The following is a 14337-nucleotide window of genomic DNA, read 5'->3' on the forward strand; positions in this document are numbered from 1 at the left end:
CGAATTGGGGATACCCGGCCACAGTGGATCTTCGTTCTGTTTCCCCTGGTCAGGACCCTGGTACCGGGTGGACGGCCCCCTCCTCACCGCGTGCACGAGTGAGGCGTCGCACATCGTCGGGGGTCCGCCGGTCAGGAGAGCAGCGGCAGGAGCGCGCCCAGGTCGGCCCGCTCGCCGCTCGCGCTGACCTTGGCGTCGGTGAGGGCGTCCGCCCAGGTCACCCGCCCGGTGGCCAGCCGGATCCAGGTGAGCGGGTCGGTCTCGACGACGCTCGGCGGAGTGCCCCGGGTGTGCCGGGGGCCCTCGACGCACTGCACGACGGCGTACGGCGGCACACGCACCTCCGTGGCACCGCCGGGGGCCTTCGCGGCGAGCGTGTCGGCGAGCAGGCGGGTGCAGGCGGCGAGGGCCTGCCGGTCGTGGGGGACGCCGAGGCCGGGGACGGCGGCATTCAGGTCGTCCGTGTGGGTGATGAGCTCGACGGTCCGGGTGACCACGTAGTCGTCGAGCGTCATGGCGCCGGTGCGGGTGGCGAGGAGGCGGCTGCCGGGGGTGTCCGCGAGCCTTTGCCGGATGCGCTCCCCGGTGCGGGCGTACAGGGCGTCGAGGTCGGGGTTGTCCGCGGCAAGGCGCCGGGTGTCCTCGGCGATGCCGGCGGCGCGGGACGCGGTCGCGAGGGGCCATTGGAGGAGCGTGAGTTCCGGCTTGGCCGGCTCCTCGCGGTCGATGTTCCGGCTGACCGACTCCACCGCCGCGGCCACATGCGCCGCGAGGTCCCGCACGGTCCAGTCCCCGAGCCGGGTGGGCAGCGCGAGCTGCTCCGCGGTGAGGCGGCGCACCGCGTCCCGCACATGGCCGAACTGGGCGAGGACGGCGGTTCGCGTCCTGGCGGGGTCGTAGGTGCGAGAGCGCTTCTTCGCGGGCGGCATCCCCGAAGCGTAGGCGTTCCGCCGGACGGGGGAACCACCTGCCGGAGGGCCGACCGGCCCCTCGCGCAGGGCACCGCATCGTCGGCCCGCCCCGCTCACGCGCGAAGGCCCCGCCCCGGCTCACGCGTTTCTCGGGTGCTGGAGTCGGGGCGGGGCCTTCGCCGTCGTACGGCCGAGGGGACCTACGCGAGGAGCGCCGGGATCGTCTCGTCGTGCGCGGTGCGCAGCTGCGCCAGCGGCAGCGCGAACTCGCCCTGGAGCTCGACCGCGTCGCCGTCCACGACGCCGATGCGGGTGGCCGGCAGGCCGCGCGCGCCGCACATGTCGTTGAAGCGGACCTCCTCCGAGCGCGGCACGGCGACGACGGCTCGGCCCGCGGACTCGGAGAACAGGAAGGTGAACGCGTCGAGCCCGTCCGGGACGACCAGACGCGCGCCCTTGCCGCCCAGCAGCGCGGACTCCACGACCGCCTGGATCAGACCGCCGTCCGACAGGTCGTGCGCGGAGTCGATCATGCCGTCGCGGGAGGCGGCGATCAGGATCTCGGCCAGGAGCCGCTCACGCTCCAGGTCGACCTTGGGCGGCAGGCCGCCGAGGTGGTCGTGGACGACCTGCGACCAGGCCGAGCCGCCGAACTCCTCACGCGTGTCGCCGAGGAGGTAGAGCAGCTGGCCCTCCTCCTGGAAGGCGACCGGCGTGCGGCGGGCCACGTCGTCGATGACGCCGAGGACCGCGACGACCGGGGTCGGGTGGATGGCGGCCTCGCCCGTCTGGTTGTACAGGGAGACGTTGCCGCCGGTCACCGGCGTGCCCAGCCGCCGGCAGCCGTCGGCCAGGCCGCGCACGGCCTCCGCGAACTGCCACATGACCGCGGGGTCCTCGGGCGAGCCGAAGTTGAGGCAGTCGGAGACGGCGAGCGGCTTGGCGCCGGTCGTCGCCACGTTCCGGTAGGCCTCGGCGAGGGCCAGCTGGGCGCCCGTGTAGGGGTCGAGCTTGGTGTACCGGCCGTTGCCGTCGGTGGCGAGGGCGACGCCGAGGCCGGTCTCCTCGTCGATGCGGATCATGCCGGAGTCCTCGGGCTGGGCGAGGACCGTGTTGCCCTGCACGAAGTGGTCGTACTGGGACGTGATCCACTTCTTGGAGGCCTGATTGGGCGACGCGACCAGCTTGAGGACCTGGTCCCTGAGCTCGTCGGCGGTCTGCGGCCGCGGCAGCTTGCCCGCGTCGTCGGCCTGGAGGGCGTCCTGCCACTCGGGGCGGGCGTAGGGGCGTTCGTAGGTCGGGCCCTCGTGCGCGACCGTGCGCGGGTCGACGTCGACGATCTTGCCGCCGTGCCAGAAGATCTCCAGGCGGTCGCCGTCCGTCACCTCACCGATGACGGTGGCGATGACGTCCCACTTCTCGCAGATCTCCAGGAAGCGGTCGACCTTCTCCGGCTCCACGACGGCGCACATGCGCTCCTGCGACTCGCTCATGAGGATCTCCTCCGGCGAGAGCGTGGAGTCGCGCAGCGGTACGTCGTCCAGCGTGACGCGCATGCCGCCGGAGCCGTTGGAGGCCAGCTCGCTGGTCGCGCAGGACAGGCCCGCCGCGCCCAGGTCCTGGATGCCGACGACGAGCTTCTCCCGGAACGCCTCCAGGGTGCACTCGATGAGGAGCTTCTCCTGGAAGGGGTCGCCGACCTGGACGGCGGGACGCTTGGACGGCTTGGCGTCGTCGAAGGTCTCCGAGGCCAGGATCGAGGCGCCGCCGATGCCGTCGCCGCCGGTCCGGGCGCCGTACAGGATGACCTTGTTGCCCGCGCCGGACGCCTTGGCGAGGTGGATGTCCTCGTGCCGCATCACGCCGATGCAGCCGGCGTTGACCAGCGGGTTGCCCTGGTAGCAGGGGTCGAAGACGACCTCGCCACCGATGTTGGGCAGGCCCAGGCAGTTGCCGTAGCCGCCGATGCCGGCGACGACGCCGGGGAGCACCCGCTTGGTGTCGGGGTGGTCGGCGGCGCCGAAGCGCAGCGGGTCGACGACCGCGACCGGGCGGGCGCCCATGGCGATGATGTCGCGGACGATGCCGCCGACGCCGGTGGCCGCGCCCTGGTAGGGCTCCACGTACGACGGGTGGTTGTGCGACTCCACCTTGAAGGTGACCGCGTAGCCCTGGCCGACGTCGACGACGCCGGCGTTCTCGCCGATGCCGACGAGCAGGGCGTCGTTCTCGGGGGCCTTCTCGCCGAACTGGCGGAGGTGGACCTTGGAGGACTTGTACGAGCAGTGCTCGGACCACATGACCGAGTACATGGCGAGCTCGGCACCGGTGGGCCGGCGGCCGAGGATCTCCACGACCCGCTCGTACTCGTCCTTCTTCAGGCCCAGTTCGGCCCAGGGCAGCTCGACGTCGGGGGTCGCGGTCGCGTGCTCGACCGTGTCCAGAGGCGTCCGGCTCATGCGTTGACCAGCTTCTTGAGGATCGAAGTGAAGAAGGGCAGTCCGTCGGTGCGGCCGGTGCCGATCAGCGGCTCCACGGCGTGCTCCGGGTGCGGCATCAGGCCCACGACGTTGCCGGCCTCGTTGGTGATGCCGGCGATGTCGTTGAGCGAGCCGTTCGGGTTGCCGTATCCGTCGTCGGCTTCGCCGTGGGCGAGGTAGCGGAACGCCACCAGGCCCTCGGCCTCCAGCTTGTCCAGCGTGTACCGGTCGGCCACGTAGCGGCCGTCCATGTTCTTGAGCGGGATGTGGATCTCCTGGCCCTGCTCGTAGTCGCTGGTCCAGGCGGTGTCCGCGTTCTCCACCCGCAGCTTCTGGTCGCGGCAGATGAAGTGCAGGTGGTCGTTGCCGAGCATCCCGCCGGGGAGCAGGTGGGCCTCGGTGAGGATCTGGAAGCCGTTGCAGATGCCGAGCACCGGCAGACCGGCCCTCGCCTGCTCGATGACGGACTCCATCACCGGCGAGAAGCGGGAGATGGCGCCGGCGCGCAGATAGTCGCCGTAGGAGAAACCACCGGGCAGGACCACGGCGTCGACCTGCTTGAGGTCCTTGTCCTTGTGCCACAGGGCGACGGGCTCGGCGCCCGCGACGCGGATCGCGCGCTGGGTGTCCCGGTCGTCGAGACTGCCCGGGAAAGTGACGACGCCAATACGAGCGGTCACTTCACGGCCTCCGCGGCTTCCTCGACCCGAACGGTGAAGTTCTCGATCACGGTGTTGGCGAGGAAGGATTCGGCAAGATCGTGGATGCGGGCGAGGGTGGCCTCGTCGACCGGACCCTCGACTTCCAGCTCGAATCGCTTTCCCTGGCGGACGTCCGAGATCCCTTCGAAACCCAGACGCGGCAGCGCACGCTGGACCGCCTGGCCCTGGGGGTCGAGGATCTCCGGCTTGAGCATGACGTCGACTACGACGCGTGCCACTGGCACTCCCGGTGTGTGGTGCTGAGCAGGTTCCTTCAGACTACCCGCACAAAATTTCTACGCGAGTAGAGTTGTAGGAAGGTACGTGACTGTCATCACGATCCGGCATCGAGGGGGTGCGGTGGGGAAAAGTTACGGGAAAGATCCCGGATCGGTCCCTGCTACCTATTGCGCGAGGGACACGCGGGGAGTTTTAGTCGGGCTTCACTTTCCAATGCCGCGCACTGTACAAATGAATTGGCAATAACCGATACTCGGCACGTCATCGCAGATGGGCTGTATCGAGGTGCCGTACGAAGGGACCGATATTCGTGGCGCAGAAGGTCGTGGTCACGCTCTTTGACGACATCGACGGCTCGGAAGCGGCGGAAACGGTCGCCTTCGGACTCGACGGTAAGTCGTACGAGATCGACCTGAACGAAACCAATGCCCGGGATCTGCGCACGGCCCTCGCGCCGTACGTCGAGGCCGGCCGCAAGCGGTCGAGGTCGGGCAAGGCGTACCGACAGACGGAGGTCGCCCCGGACCCGGCGGCCGTTCGGGCCTGGGCCCAGGCCAACAAGATGGACGTCCCGGCGCGCGGCCGGATCCCCAAGAGGGTCTACGAGGCGTTCGCCGCGGCCCGTTGAGCACTCCGCACACCGGCCCCCAGGGTGCGTCAGACCGCCCTGGGGACAACCGACTTGCGCTACCCCCCTGCTGATCAGCTAATGTCTGGAGCACGCCGCCGGGCAGGGCCGAAGAGTCCAGGCCACGGAGGACGTGCGGGTGTAGTTCAGTAGTAGAACATCCCCCTTCCAGGGGGAAGGCGCAGTGTGCAATTCCTGTCACCCGCTCCGCATCACCGTCACGACCACTGTTGTGGATCAGGTAGGGTGGTGTTCGCACCGATCGGTGGGAGCCGGTCGGCCGCAATGCGGACGTAGCTCAGTTGGTAGAGCGCAACCTTGCCAAGGTTGAGGTCGCGAGTTCGAGCCTCGTCGTCCGCTCGGGAACAAGACCCCGGTCCTTGAGGACCGGGGTCTTTTCGTGTCTCTACCACCCCGCCCGCTCCCTTCACCGCGGTGTGTCCCCGCCTTCCCCCGTCCAAGAGCTCCGCCTCCTCCGCGGCCTTCTGACATTTGTCATGCCCGGTGATGACAGCACGCACTGCCGGCCGGCTCCCGCCGCCGGGACGCTGGAGCCATGAAGACGAACGGACACGATCACGTGATCGAGGTCTCCGGCCTCCGACGTGTGTACGGGGGCGGGTTCGAGGCGGTGCGCGGCATCACGTTTCACGTGGAACGCGGCGAGGTCTTCGCACTGCTGGGCACCAACGGTGCAGGCAAGACGTCGACCGTGGAAGTGCTGGAGGGGCTCGCACCGCCCGCCGGCGGCCGAGTGCGGGTCCTCGGCCACGACCCCCGCACCGAGCGGGCCGCCGTGCGGCCCCGCACCGGGGTGATGCTGCAGGAGGGTGGTTTCCCGTCCGAGCTGACGGTCACGGAGACCGCCCGGATGTGGGCGGGGTGCGTCAGCGCCGCACGGCCCCTGACCGATGTGCTGGCCCGCGTCGGACTGGCCGGGAAGACCGGCGCACGGGTCAAGCAGCTGTCCGGCGGGGAACGTCGGCGGCTGGACCTGGCGCTCGCCCTGCTCGGCGACCCGGAGGTGCTGTTCCTCGACGAGCCGACGACCGGACTGGACGCCGAGGGGCGCCGGGACACCTGGGAGCTGGTACGGGCCCTGCGCGACGGCGGGACGACCGTCCTGCTGACCACCCACTATCTGGAGGAGGCCGAGGGTCTCGCCGACCGGCTGGCCATCCTGCACGAGGGACGGATCGCCGCCGCCGGGACCCCGGCCGAGGTGACCGCCGCCCAGCCGGCCCGGATCACCTTCGAACTGCCCGACGGATACGTCCTGGGGGACCTGCCCCCGCTGCCGGGGCTCGGAGTGACCGGGCACGAGGTGGACGGCGCCGTCGTACGGCTGCGCACCCGCACCCTGCAGCGGACGGCGACCGGGGTCCTGGCGTGGGCCGAACGAGCCGGCGTGGAACTGCGCGGCCTCGATGTGCGGTCGGCATCGCTGGAGGAGGCGTTCCTGGGCATCGCGCGCGCGGCCTCGGCGGAAGCGGCGACGGCGACGGCGACGGGGCACGAGACGGAGAGGGCGGTCGCGGTATGAGTGCCGGTACGTTCACCACCCCGGCCGGCCGGATGGCGGCGCTCGCCCGGGCCGAGCTCACCCTGCTGAGCCGGAGCAAGGGCACTCTGTTCGCGGCGATGTTCGTGCCGCTGGTCCTGCCGTTCAGCGCCCGCTCCGCGGCGAAGGAGATGGATCTGGCGGCAGCCGGACTCAGCGTCGGCACGGTCGTCCTGCCCGCGGCACTCGGCGTGTCGCTGCTGTTCGCCGTGTACACCACCCTCGTCGGCGTCTTCGTCGCCCGCCGCGAGGAACTCGTTCTCAAACGCCTGCGCACCGGCGAACTGCGGGACCTGGAGATCCTCACCGGTTCCGCCATGCCCGCGGTGGCGACCGCCTTCGTGCAGTCCGCGGTACTGGCCGTCGGCTGCGCCGTCCTGCTCGACCTCGATGCGCCCCGGGCCCCGCTGTACACCGTCGTGGGCTATCTGCTGGGCCTGGTGATGTGCACCGCCCTCGCCGCGGTCACCTCGGGCGTCAGCCGCAGCACCGAGAGCGCCCAGGTCACCACGATGCCGTTCGTCCTGCTCTCGCTGATCGGCTCCGGACTCGTCGTACCGCTGGAGGTGATGCCGGACCGACTCGCCGCGTTGTGCCGGGTCCTGCCCCTCACCTCGGTGGTCACCCTGCTGCGGGGCGGCTGGACCGGAAACCTGTCGGCGGGCGAGGCTCTGGCGGCGCTGATCGGCGTGCTGGCCTGGACCGTCGCCGGGGTGTTGGCTGTACGGCGATGGTTCCGCTGGGAGCCCCGGCGCTGACCGGCCGGGGCGGACACGAGGGAGGGCAGCGGTGTTCGGCCTGATACGGGGATGGCAGCGACGCCACTGGAGCGAGCGCAGCAAGGCCGAGCGGGTGGAACTGCAGAGCCTGCTCACCTGGTACGTCACGACGTGGGTGTTCTTCGGCAGCTGGATGGTGCTGCCGCTGGCCGGCGCCGTGCGGCACGACGTCGGCGCCCTCGCGCTGGGCGCGCTGCTGCTCCTGGTGGGCGCGTTGCAGTGCGTGTGGGCCAACCTGCTCACCCTGCCCGCCCTCGACCACTACCTGGGCCGCCGCCCGCTGCCCGGACGCCGCCTGGTGGTGCCGACCGTGCTGCTGGGGCTGGCCGTGACTCTCGTCCTGCTGCTCCGGGCGACGGGGTCCGCCGCCCCGTACGCCTGCCGGCTGATGCTGGGGGGTGCCCTGCTGGCGTACGGCCTGATGTACGCGCTGGTGACGCCCCGGCGGGCGTTCGTGGTGCGCGGCGCCGAGCTCGGCGGGGTCTGCATGGCGGTCTCCGCCGTCACCGGCGGCGACGCGGCGGATGTCCTGCTGATCGGTCTCCTGGCGGTGTTCGGCGTGCTGTTCTCGCTGCTCGCCGCACGCTGCGGCGCCTGGACGCTGTCGGTGCTGTGGGAGGCCGAGCGCGCCCGTGAGGTCGAGGCGCGGCTCGCGGTCGCCGAGGAGCGGCTGCGGTTCGGCCGGGACCTGCACGACGTGCTGGGCCGCAACCTGGCGGTCGTCGCGCTCAAGAGCGAGCTCGCCGTGCAACTGGCGCGGCGCGGACGCCCGGAGGCCGTGGAGCAGATGGTCGAGGTGCAGCGGATCGCACAGGAGTCCCAGCGCGAGGTGCGGGACGTCGTGCGCGGGTACAGGGAGGCGGATCTGGGCGCGGAGCTGGCGGGCGCGCAGGGGGTGTTGACGGCCGCCGGCATCAGCTGCCGGGTCAGCGGCACGGCCGAGGCGCTGCCCGGCGAGGTGCAGTCGGCGCTCGGCTGGGTGGTGCGCGAGGCGACGACCAACGTGCTGCGGCACGGGGACGCCCGGCGGTGCACGGTGGGGCTGCAGGTGAGAGAGGGACGTGCGGTGCTGACGGTGGAGAACGACGGGGCGGGCCTGGCCTCCGGTGAGGGCGGGGGTTCGGGGCTGGCGGGGCTGCGGGAGCGGCTCGCGGCCGTCGACGGCACGCTGAGGGCGGGGCCGTTGGACGGCGGGGCGTTCCGGCTGGTGGCGGACGTGCCCTTGGCGCGTGCCGGGGTGGTCGCGTGACCGTGCGGCTGCTGCTCGCGGACGACGAGCACCTGATCCGGGGCGCGCTGGCCGCGCTGCTGGGTCTGGAGGACGACCTGGTGGTGGTCGCCGAGGCGGCGAGCGGGCCCGAGGCCCTGGCCATGGCGCGGGCGCACGAGCCGGACGTCGCCGTGCTCGATCTGCAGATGCCGGGCGCCGACGGTGTGAAGGTCGCCACATCCCTGCGGGCCGAACTGCCCGGGTGCCGGGTGCTGGTCGTGACCAGCCACGGTCGGCCGGGGCATCTGAAGCGGGCGCTCGCGGCGGGTGTGCGGGGATTCGTCCCGAAGACGGTCAGCGCACAGCGGCTCGCGGAGATCATCCGCACGGTGCACGCCGGAAACCGCTACGTCGACCCGGAGTTGGCCGCGGACGCGATCTCCGCCGGGGACTCGCCGCTGACCTCCCGGGAGGCGGAGGTGCTGGAACTCGCCGCCGACGGAGCGCCGGTGGCGGAGATCGCCGAGCGGGCCGCGCTGTCGCCCGGGACGGTCCGGAACTACCTGTCGTCGGCCGTCTCCAAGCTGGACGCGGAGAACCGGCATGCGGCGGTGCGTCTCGCACGAGAGCGAGGTTGGGTATAGTTGCTCTCGCGCCACGGCGCAATGCGGACGTAGCTCAGTTGGTAGAGCGCAACCTTGCCAAGGTTGAGGTCGCGAGTTCGAGCCTCGTCGTCCGCTCCAGTCAGGCCCCCGGTTTCCCGGGGGCCTTTCGCGTTGCGTCCCGGGCTACGACCAGCCCGTGCCCGTCAGCCGCTCGTAGGCCTCGATGTACTTGGCGCGGGTCTGCTCGACGACCTGCTGGGGCAGCGCCGGCGGGGGCTGCTCGCTCTTGCGGTCCCAGCCGGACTCGGCGGACGTGAGCCAGTCCCGGACGAACTGCTTGTCGTACGACGGCTGGGCGCGGCCCGGCTGCCACTGGTCGGCGGGCCAGAAGCGGGAGGAGTCCGGGGTGAGGACCTCGTCGGCCAGGATCAGCCGGTCGCCCTCGAAACCGAACTCGAACTTGGTGTCCGCGAGGACGATGCCGCGGTCGCGGGCGATGTCGCGGGCGCGGGAGTAGACGGCGAGAGTGGCCTGGCGCAGTTGGGCGGCGGTGTCGGCGCCGACCCGGCGGGCGACCTCCTCGTAGGAGACGTTCTCGTCGTGCTCGCCGACCTCGGCCTTGGTGGCCGGGGTGAAGATCGGGGCGGGGAGCTCGGAGCCGTCGACGAGTCCTTCGGGGAGGGCGAGGCCGCAGACGGTACGGGACTCGTCGTACTCCACGAGGCCCGAGCCCGTGAGGTAGCCGCGGGCCACGCACTCCACCGGGAGCATCTTCAGCGACTTGCAGACCAGGGTGCGGCCGGCCCAGTCGGCGGGGGCGCCCGCGGGCAGGTCGGTGCTCAGGACGTGGTTGGGGACCAGGTCGGCGAGCTGGTCGAACCACCAGAGGGACAGCTGGGTCAGGACACGGCCCTTGTCGGGGATCTCGCTCTGCAGCACCCAGTCGTAGGCGGAGATGCGGTCGCTGGCGACCATGACGAGGTCACCCGCCTCGTTCTGGTACAGGTCGCGCACCTTGCCGGTGTGCAGATGCACCAGACCCGGCACCTGGATCGGCTCGGGCTTTTCGACGAATCCGGACACGGTTCCTCCCCGTGGTCTGAATGAAAGGGGTGCCCGCTGGGCTCGTACAAAGTGATGGTGGGACTCGGGCGGGCCAATGCCTCCGATTGTCCCGTATGGCGAGCACCGGCCCCGGTCCGGGGGTGGGCGGGTCGCCGCGGGGCCCCGGCGCTCCGCGGCCCCGCGGCGACCCGCTCAGTCGCGTTTGCAGATGCGGTCGAGCAGATTGGCGGTGGCGCGCTGCACCCGGGCGTCGACGTGGCCCGGCCGGTCGAGTGCCGGGGACCAGGCGAACGTTCCGGATGCGAACACCCAGGCGCCGGACGGGGCGCGGTAGAGCGATGTCTCCTGGTGCCGGAGGGCGCCCTCGGCGTCCGTGTAGGGGGAGTGGGCGAGGAGGATGCGCTCGTCGTGCCCGGGGAGCGGGGCGCGCGGGAAGTAGCGGTCGGCCTCGCCGGCGACCAGCCCGTCCAGCGCGTCGCCCTCGCGGGCGCCGGTGGCGTCCCACAGCCAGTGGCCGGCGTTGCGCACGATCAGGGGGTGCGGCTCGGGGACCCGGCCCAGGTACTGGATGCCGACGAGCTGCTGCTCGGGGCGGTCGACCTCCCGCCACAGCACCGGCTTGCCGGGGCCCCTGCGCTTGCGGCAGATCAGCAGCCGGTCCGGCGCACCGGACGGGGAGGGGGCGAGTTCCACCTGCCAGTACAGGGTGTTGGCGGAGAGGAAGACCAGCGAGGTGCCGTGGTCGCGGGCGCGCTCGACGGCGCGGCGCATCGCCGTGGACCAGTACTCGTCGTGGCCGGGGAAGACCAGGCCGCGGTAGCGGGTGGGGTCGACCTGACCGCCGTGCAGATCGCGGGCGTCGGCGTAGGCGACGTCGTAGCCGTAGCGCTCGGCCCAGCGGATGAAGTCGTAGGCGTGGCCGACGTGCAGCGGCAGGCCCGCGCCCGCGTAGGGCCGGTCGAAGGAGACCGTCGTGGCCGCGTCGGCTTCGCCGAGCAGTCGGCCGGAGTCGTCCCAGGCGTGGTAGAGGCTGGCGCCGGTGCGGCCGTCCTCCGGGTAGAGGTTGTACGCCTGCCAGGTGATGTCCGGCAGGAGGAGCAGCAGGTCGGCCGAGCGGTTGTCGCGGATCGTGAAGGGGATGTGGGAGCGGTGACGGCCGTCGGCGGTGGTCAGGACGGCGACGTGGGCGCCGATGCTCCAGTACGACGGGATCTGCAACCGCCACGACAGCCACCAGTGGTGGCAGGAGACCGTGCGGTCGGCGGCGAGCGGCGGCGGTTGGACGATGCCGGACAGCCGGGGACTCGTGGTGATCTTGGCGGCGCCGTCGCCACCGTAGTGGCCGATGCGGTAGACGTCGACGGTGAACTCCTGGGGCGGGTTCACGGTGACGTGGAAGTCGACGGCCTCACCGGGCGCGACCGCGCCGGTGGAGACGAAGCCCTTGATCTGCTGGTGCACGTCGTCGGCGGACCGCAGACCGGCTCCGCCCGCCGTGCTCGCCCGGCGGGGAGCGGGGACACGCGAGCCGGCCCTCTGGGCACCGGGGCCGGGTGCGGCGGACTCCGGGGCGGGGTCCATGTACCAGGGGACGACGTGGCCGGTGTCGTCGAAGTACGTCTCACCGCCGCGCAGCCAGGGAACGGGACCTTGGCCGAAGGGGTCCGTCACGGCGTGCGCCAGTGCTCCCGACTCCCAGCGGCGGATCTGCTCGGACCCCATGGTCGCTTCCCTCCCTCGCCCCCGTGTCGTATGTCGTGAGCCCTTGCCATGTGCGCGAACGATCCCAGCACATCACATTGCGCACGCAGACTGTCACTGGTCGTTGCGAATTGGCCAAAAGTGGAACGTGGTACTCCGGTATGCGGAGCGTGGGCTGCCCGCAGATCGGGTCAGACGAGGCGCACGGGCTTCTCGGGGCGTATGCCCGCAGCCGTCAGCCACTCCCGCAGCGGCGCGGGGTCGCCGTCCTCCGTCAGGCTGAGCACTCTGGGGCTCAGGTCGGCTGCGCGTTCGCCGTCGATCAGCAGCGTCGGCCCGTCGAGCCAGTCCAGCCCCGGAGCGGCACCGGCGGTGTCCATCGCGGCGCAGCACACCATCGCCGCCACATGGTCGGCGAGGAGTTCGCGGGGTGTGCGCGGGTGCTGGAGGGGGAAGAGGGGCAGCGCCCCGTCGTCCCACAGCGCCGTGTCGGGCCCCTGCCCGACGCTCTCCGCGTCGCCCTTGCGACGAGCGGACGACCCGGCGGCCTCCTCCCGGGCGAGCTCGGCGGCCAGGCCCTCGGCGAGAGCCGCGGTACGGGGGTTCTCCGGCGTCTCCGCGGGCGGCTCGAACAGCTCCAGGAGGTCGTCGTGGGGCACGTCCCGGCACGGGTCGTCCGCGGTCGGCGCTTCGGCGGAGGGGGCTTCGGCAGCCCGGTGATCGGCAGCCGGGGACAGGGGCTGCGAGCCCTCCGGGGCCCGGTCCGCCGGGGCGGGGCCGTGCGCGGCCGGGGCGGGTGCGGTGCTGCCCTCCGGAGCGGGCGTGGCTCCGGCGGGCTCCGCCGTGCCGCCGGTGGCCGATGACCGGGTGTCGTCCGGCGCCTCCACGTGGGCCGACGCCTCGGTTGCGGAGCCCTCCCGGGTGGCCGGGGTCCCGGCGACCGGGGCCACTGCGGCGGCCCGGGCTCCGGGGCCGGTGCGCGGAACGGGTCGCGGTGCGGTCGGAGCGGGGGCCGCCAGGTGGTCGAGGACGCGGGTGAGGGTGGGACCGGAGTTCGTGGAGGCGACGTGGTCGGTGGTGCGGCGGACTCCGAGGGTGTCCAGGACGCGGTGGAGGCGGGCGGCGTCGCTGCGCCACTTGCGGTCGACGACCTCCTCCGGATAGTCCTGCCAGTCCACCGGCGACCAGTCGGGGCCCGACTCGGCGGGGCCGCCGTGGAAGAGGCGCGCGGCCAGCAGCGACGTCGCCTCGTCGATCGCGCCGGGCTCCTCCAGCAGATCGCAGGCGGGGCGCTCGCCGAGCCGGGAGGCGAAGCCCTCGGCCAGCCGGTCCCGGCGGGACAACTCGGTGAGGGCGGCCACGACCCCGGCGTCCAGCCGGGCGGGCCAGCGGCCCATGCGCCAGGCGGGCAGCGCGACCCGGGTCAGGAGCCGGTCCCAGCCCGCGTACGCCAGGCCGACCTGCTCCTGGGCGACGATCCGCAGGCCGAAGTCCACAGCCTGTGCACGCTCGGCGGCCGCCGCCGCGACCCCGCGCTCCATCTCGACCGCGTGCTCCCGGCAACTGCGCAGCAGCAGGCGGGCCGTCCAGCCGAGCCCCGAGCACACCGGGCGGGTCAGCAGGCAGCGGCCGGGCGTCGCGGCCACGGCCACCGAGGCGTCCAGGCCCCGTACGAAACGGCGCGCCGCCGCTATGTCGGGGTGGGCGGACGGCTCGGTACCGGCGACGACCGGGGCGAGGACCGCGCGCAGCTCGCCCACCCGCATCCACCACAGGAACGGGGAGCCGATGACGAGCACCGTGGTGCCCGTACGGCGGTGGACGTGGCCGCGGCCGACGGAGGCGAGGTCACCGCCGTCGTCGTGGGCCGGCGGCGCCTGAGCCGCCCGGGACGGCGGATCGTGCGGCGGATGGGTGCGGTCCTCCAGCCAGCTGTCGCAGTCCGGGGTGAGCGCTATCGCGGACGGCGCCGGGACGTCGAGCCGGTCGGCGAGGTCGCGGACCATCCGGTACAGGTCGGGGGCCGCCTCCTCGCTGACCGGGACGGTCGGGCTGACAGCGGGCCGGGCGCGCGCCACGACCAGGGCGACACCGCCGGCGGCCAGCAGCACGAGCAGCGCACCCGCGGACACGGCCCAGCGGGCGGCGTCCCACACCGGGCCCGTCAGGTGCCCGGTGGAGCCGCCGGCCAGCAGGATCACGGCGGCTGCCGCGGGCAGCAGCGCCACGGCCACCGCCCGGCTGCGGACGCGCAGCACGGCCAGTGCCCGGGACCGCGCGGCCTGCGCACCCGCTTCCACACCCATACCGGTCATGACCGGACCTCACCCCCTCCCCGCTGTCCTGATGCTGCCTGTCCTGGTGTTGCTCACTCCCCCACTGTGGCACCCGTCAGTGACATCGCAATGCCGGTGGGCCAAGTGCCGGAACGCTTGCGCCGCACCATAGTTGGGGCC

The 14337-nt window shown here is 72.5% G+C and carries 12 protein-coding genes and 3 tRNA genes; 8 read left to right on the forward strand and 7 right to left on the reverse strand.

The window, feature by feature from the left end; genetic code table 11:
* Window positions 1–131: 131 nt before the first annotated feature.
* The 4 genes from JS756_RS03280 to purS form a co-directional block, all read right to left on the reverse strand.
* Window positions 132–929 (reverse strand): maleylpyruvate isomerase family mycothiol-dependent enzyme, encoded by a 798-nt coding sequence (locus JS756_RS03280; RefSeq protein WP_205381385.1) that lies wholly within the window; start codon window positions 927–929, stop codon window positions 132–134.
* A gap of 182 nt (window positions 930–1111) precedes the next feature.
* On the reverse strand, window positions 1112–3370 hold the full coding sequence (gene purL, locus JS756_RS03285) for a phosphoribosylformylglycinamidine synthase subunit PurL (protein ID WP_205381386.1): 2259 nt from the start codon (window positions 3368–3370) through the stop codon (window positions 1112–1114).
* Window positions 3367–4071 (reverse strand): phosphoribosylformylglycinamidine synthase subunit PurQ, encoded by a 705-nt coding sequence (purQ, locus tag JS756_RS03290; RefSeq protein ID WP_205381387.1) that lies wholly within the window; start codon window positions 4069–4071, stop codon window positions 3367–3369. Before purQ ends, purL begins: the two co-directional genes overlap by 4 nt.
* Window positions 4068–4331: a phosphoribosylformylglycinamidine synthase subunit PurS gene (gene purS, locus JS756_RS03295; protein ID WP_205381388.1), complete on the reverse strand. Its 264-nt coding sequence runs from the start codon at window positions 4329–4331 to the stop codon at window positions 4068–4070. Before purS ends, purQ begins: the two co-directional genes overlap by 4 nt.
* A gap of 311 nt (window positions 4332–4642) precedes the next feature.
* On the opposite strand from purS, the gene JS756_RS03300 reads away from it, so the two are divergent.
* The 8 genes from JS756_RS03300 (at window position 4643) to JS756_RS03335 (ending at window position 9253) form a co-directional block, all read left to right on the forward strand.
* A complete protein-coding gene (locus JS756_RS03300; RefSeq protein ID WP_205381389.1) occupies window positions 4643–4960 on the forward strand; it encodes a histone-like nucleoid-structuring protein Lsr2 in 318 nt (105 codons plus the stop codon).
* A gap of 135 nt (window positions 4961–5095) precedes the next feature.
* Window positions 5096–5167 (forward strand) — tRNA-Gly (locus JS756_RS03305).
* 80 nt (window positions 5168–5247) lie between these two features.
* A tRNA-Gly gene (locus tag JS756_RS03310) sits at window positions 5248–5320 on the forward strand.
* A gap of 196 nt (window positions 5321–5516) precedes the next feature.
* Window positions 5517–6503, forward strand: a complete 987-nt coding sequence (locus JS756_RS03315; RefSeq protein WP_205381390.1) for an ABC transporter ATP-binding protein — start codon at window positions 5517–5519, stop codon at window positions 6501–6503.
* A complete protein-coding gene (locus tag JS756_RS03320) occupies window positions 6500–7279 on the forward strand; it encodes an ABC transporter permease (protein ID WP_205381391.1) in 780 nt (259 codons plus the stop codon). Before JS756_RS03315 ends, JS756_RS03320 begins: the two co-directional genes overlap by 4 nt.
* 31 nt (window positions 7280–7310) lie before the next feature.
* Window positions 7311–8549, forward strand: coding sequence for a sensor histidine kinase (locus tag JS756_RS03325; RefSeq protein ID WP_205381392.1), 1239 nt, complete (start codon window positions 7311–7313; stop codon window positions 8547–8549).
* Window positions 8546–9154: a response regulator transcription factor gene (locus JS756_RS03330; RefSeq protein ID WP_205381393.1), complete on the forward strand. Its 609-nt coding sequence runs from the start codon at window positions 8546–8548 to the stop codon at window positions 9152–9154. Before JS756_RS03325 ends, JS756_RS03330 begins: the two co-directional genes overlap by 4 nt.
* Window positions 9155–9177: 23 nt before the next feature.
* Window positions 9178–9253: transfer RNA gene (locus JS756_RS03335), tRNA-Gly, on the forward strand.
* Window positions 9254–9298: 45 nt separating this feature from the next.
* Here JS756_RS03335 and JS756_RS03340 read toward each other — a convergent pair.
* From JS756_RS03340 to JS756_RS03350, 3 genes are all read right to left on the reverse strand, one after another.
* The gene (locus tag JS756_RS03340; RefSeq protein ID WP_205381394.1) at window positions 9299–10198 is read right to left on the reverse strand and encodes a phosphoribosylaminoimidazolesuccinocarboxamide synthase; all 900 of its coding nucleotides are present in this window, start codon (window positions 10196–10198) and stop codon (window positions 9299–9301) included.
* A gap of 174 nt (window positions 10199–10372) precedes the next feature.
* Complete coding sequence (locus JS756_RS03345) at window positions 10373–11902, reverse strand: N,N-dimethylformamidase beta subunit family domain-containing protein (protein ID WP_205381395.1); 1530 nt, start codon at window positions 11900–11902, stop codon at window positions 10373–10375.
* 170 nt (window positions 11903–12072) lie between these two features.
* Window positions 12073–14196, reverse strand: a complete 2124-nt coding sequence (locus JS756_RS03350; protein ID WP_205381396.1) for a hypothetical protein — start codon at window positions 14194–14196, stop codon at window positions 12073–12075.
* Between the last annotated feature and the right edge of the window lie 141 nt (window positions 14197–14337).

The organism is Streptomyces actuosus (genome assembly GCF_016921115.1).
Classification (GTDB): Bacteria; Actinomycetota; Actinomycetes; order Streptomycetales; family Streptomycetaceae; genus Streptomyces; species Streptomyces actuosus_A.

Coding starts and splice junctions, on each gene's coding strand:
- JS756_RS03280 (WP_205381385.1), bottom strand. CDS start 929: ATGCCGCCCGCGAAGAAGCGCTCTCGCACCTACGACCCCGCCAGGACG.
- purL (WP_205381386.1), bottom strand. CDS start 3,370: ATGAGCCGGACGCCTCTGGACACGGTCGAGCACGCGACCGCGACCCCC.
- JS756_RS03315 (WP_205381390.1), top strand. CDS start 5,517: ATGAAGACGAACGGACACGATCACGTGATCGAGGTCTCCGGCCTCCGA.
- JS756_RS03320 (WP_205381391.1), top strand. CDS start 6,500: ATGAGTGCCGGTACGTTCACCACCCCGGCCGGCCGGATGGCGGCGCTC.
- JS756_RS03345 (WP_205381395.1), bottom strand. CDS start 11,902: ATGGGGTCCGAGCAGATCCGCCGCTGGGAGTCGGGAGCACTGGCGCAC.
- JS756_RS03350 (WP_205381396.1), bottom strand. CDS start 14,196: ATGACCGGTATGGGTGTGGAAGCGGGTGCGCAGGCCGCGCGGTCCCGG.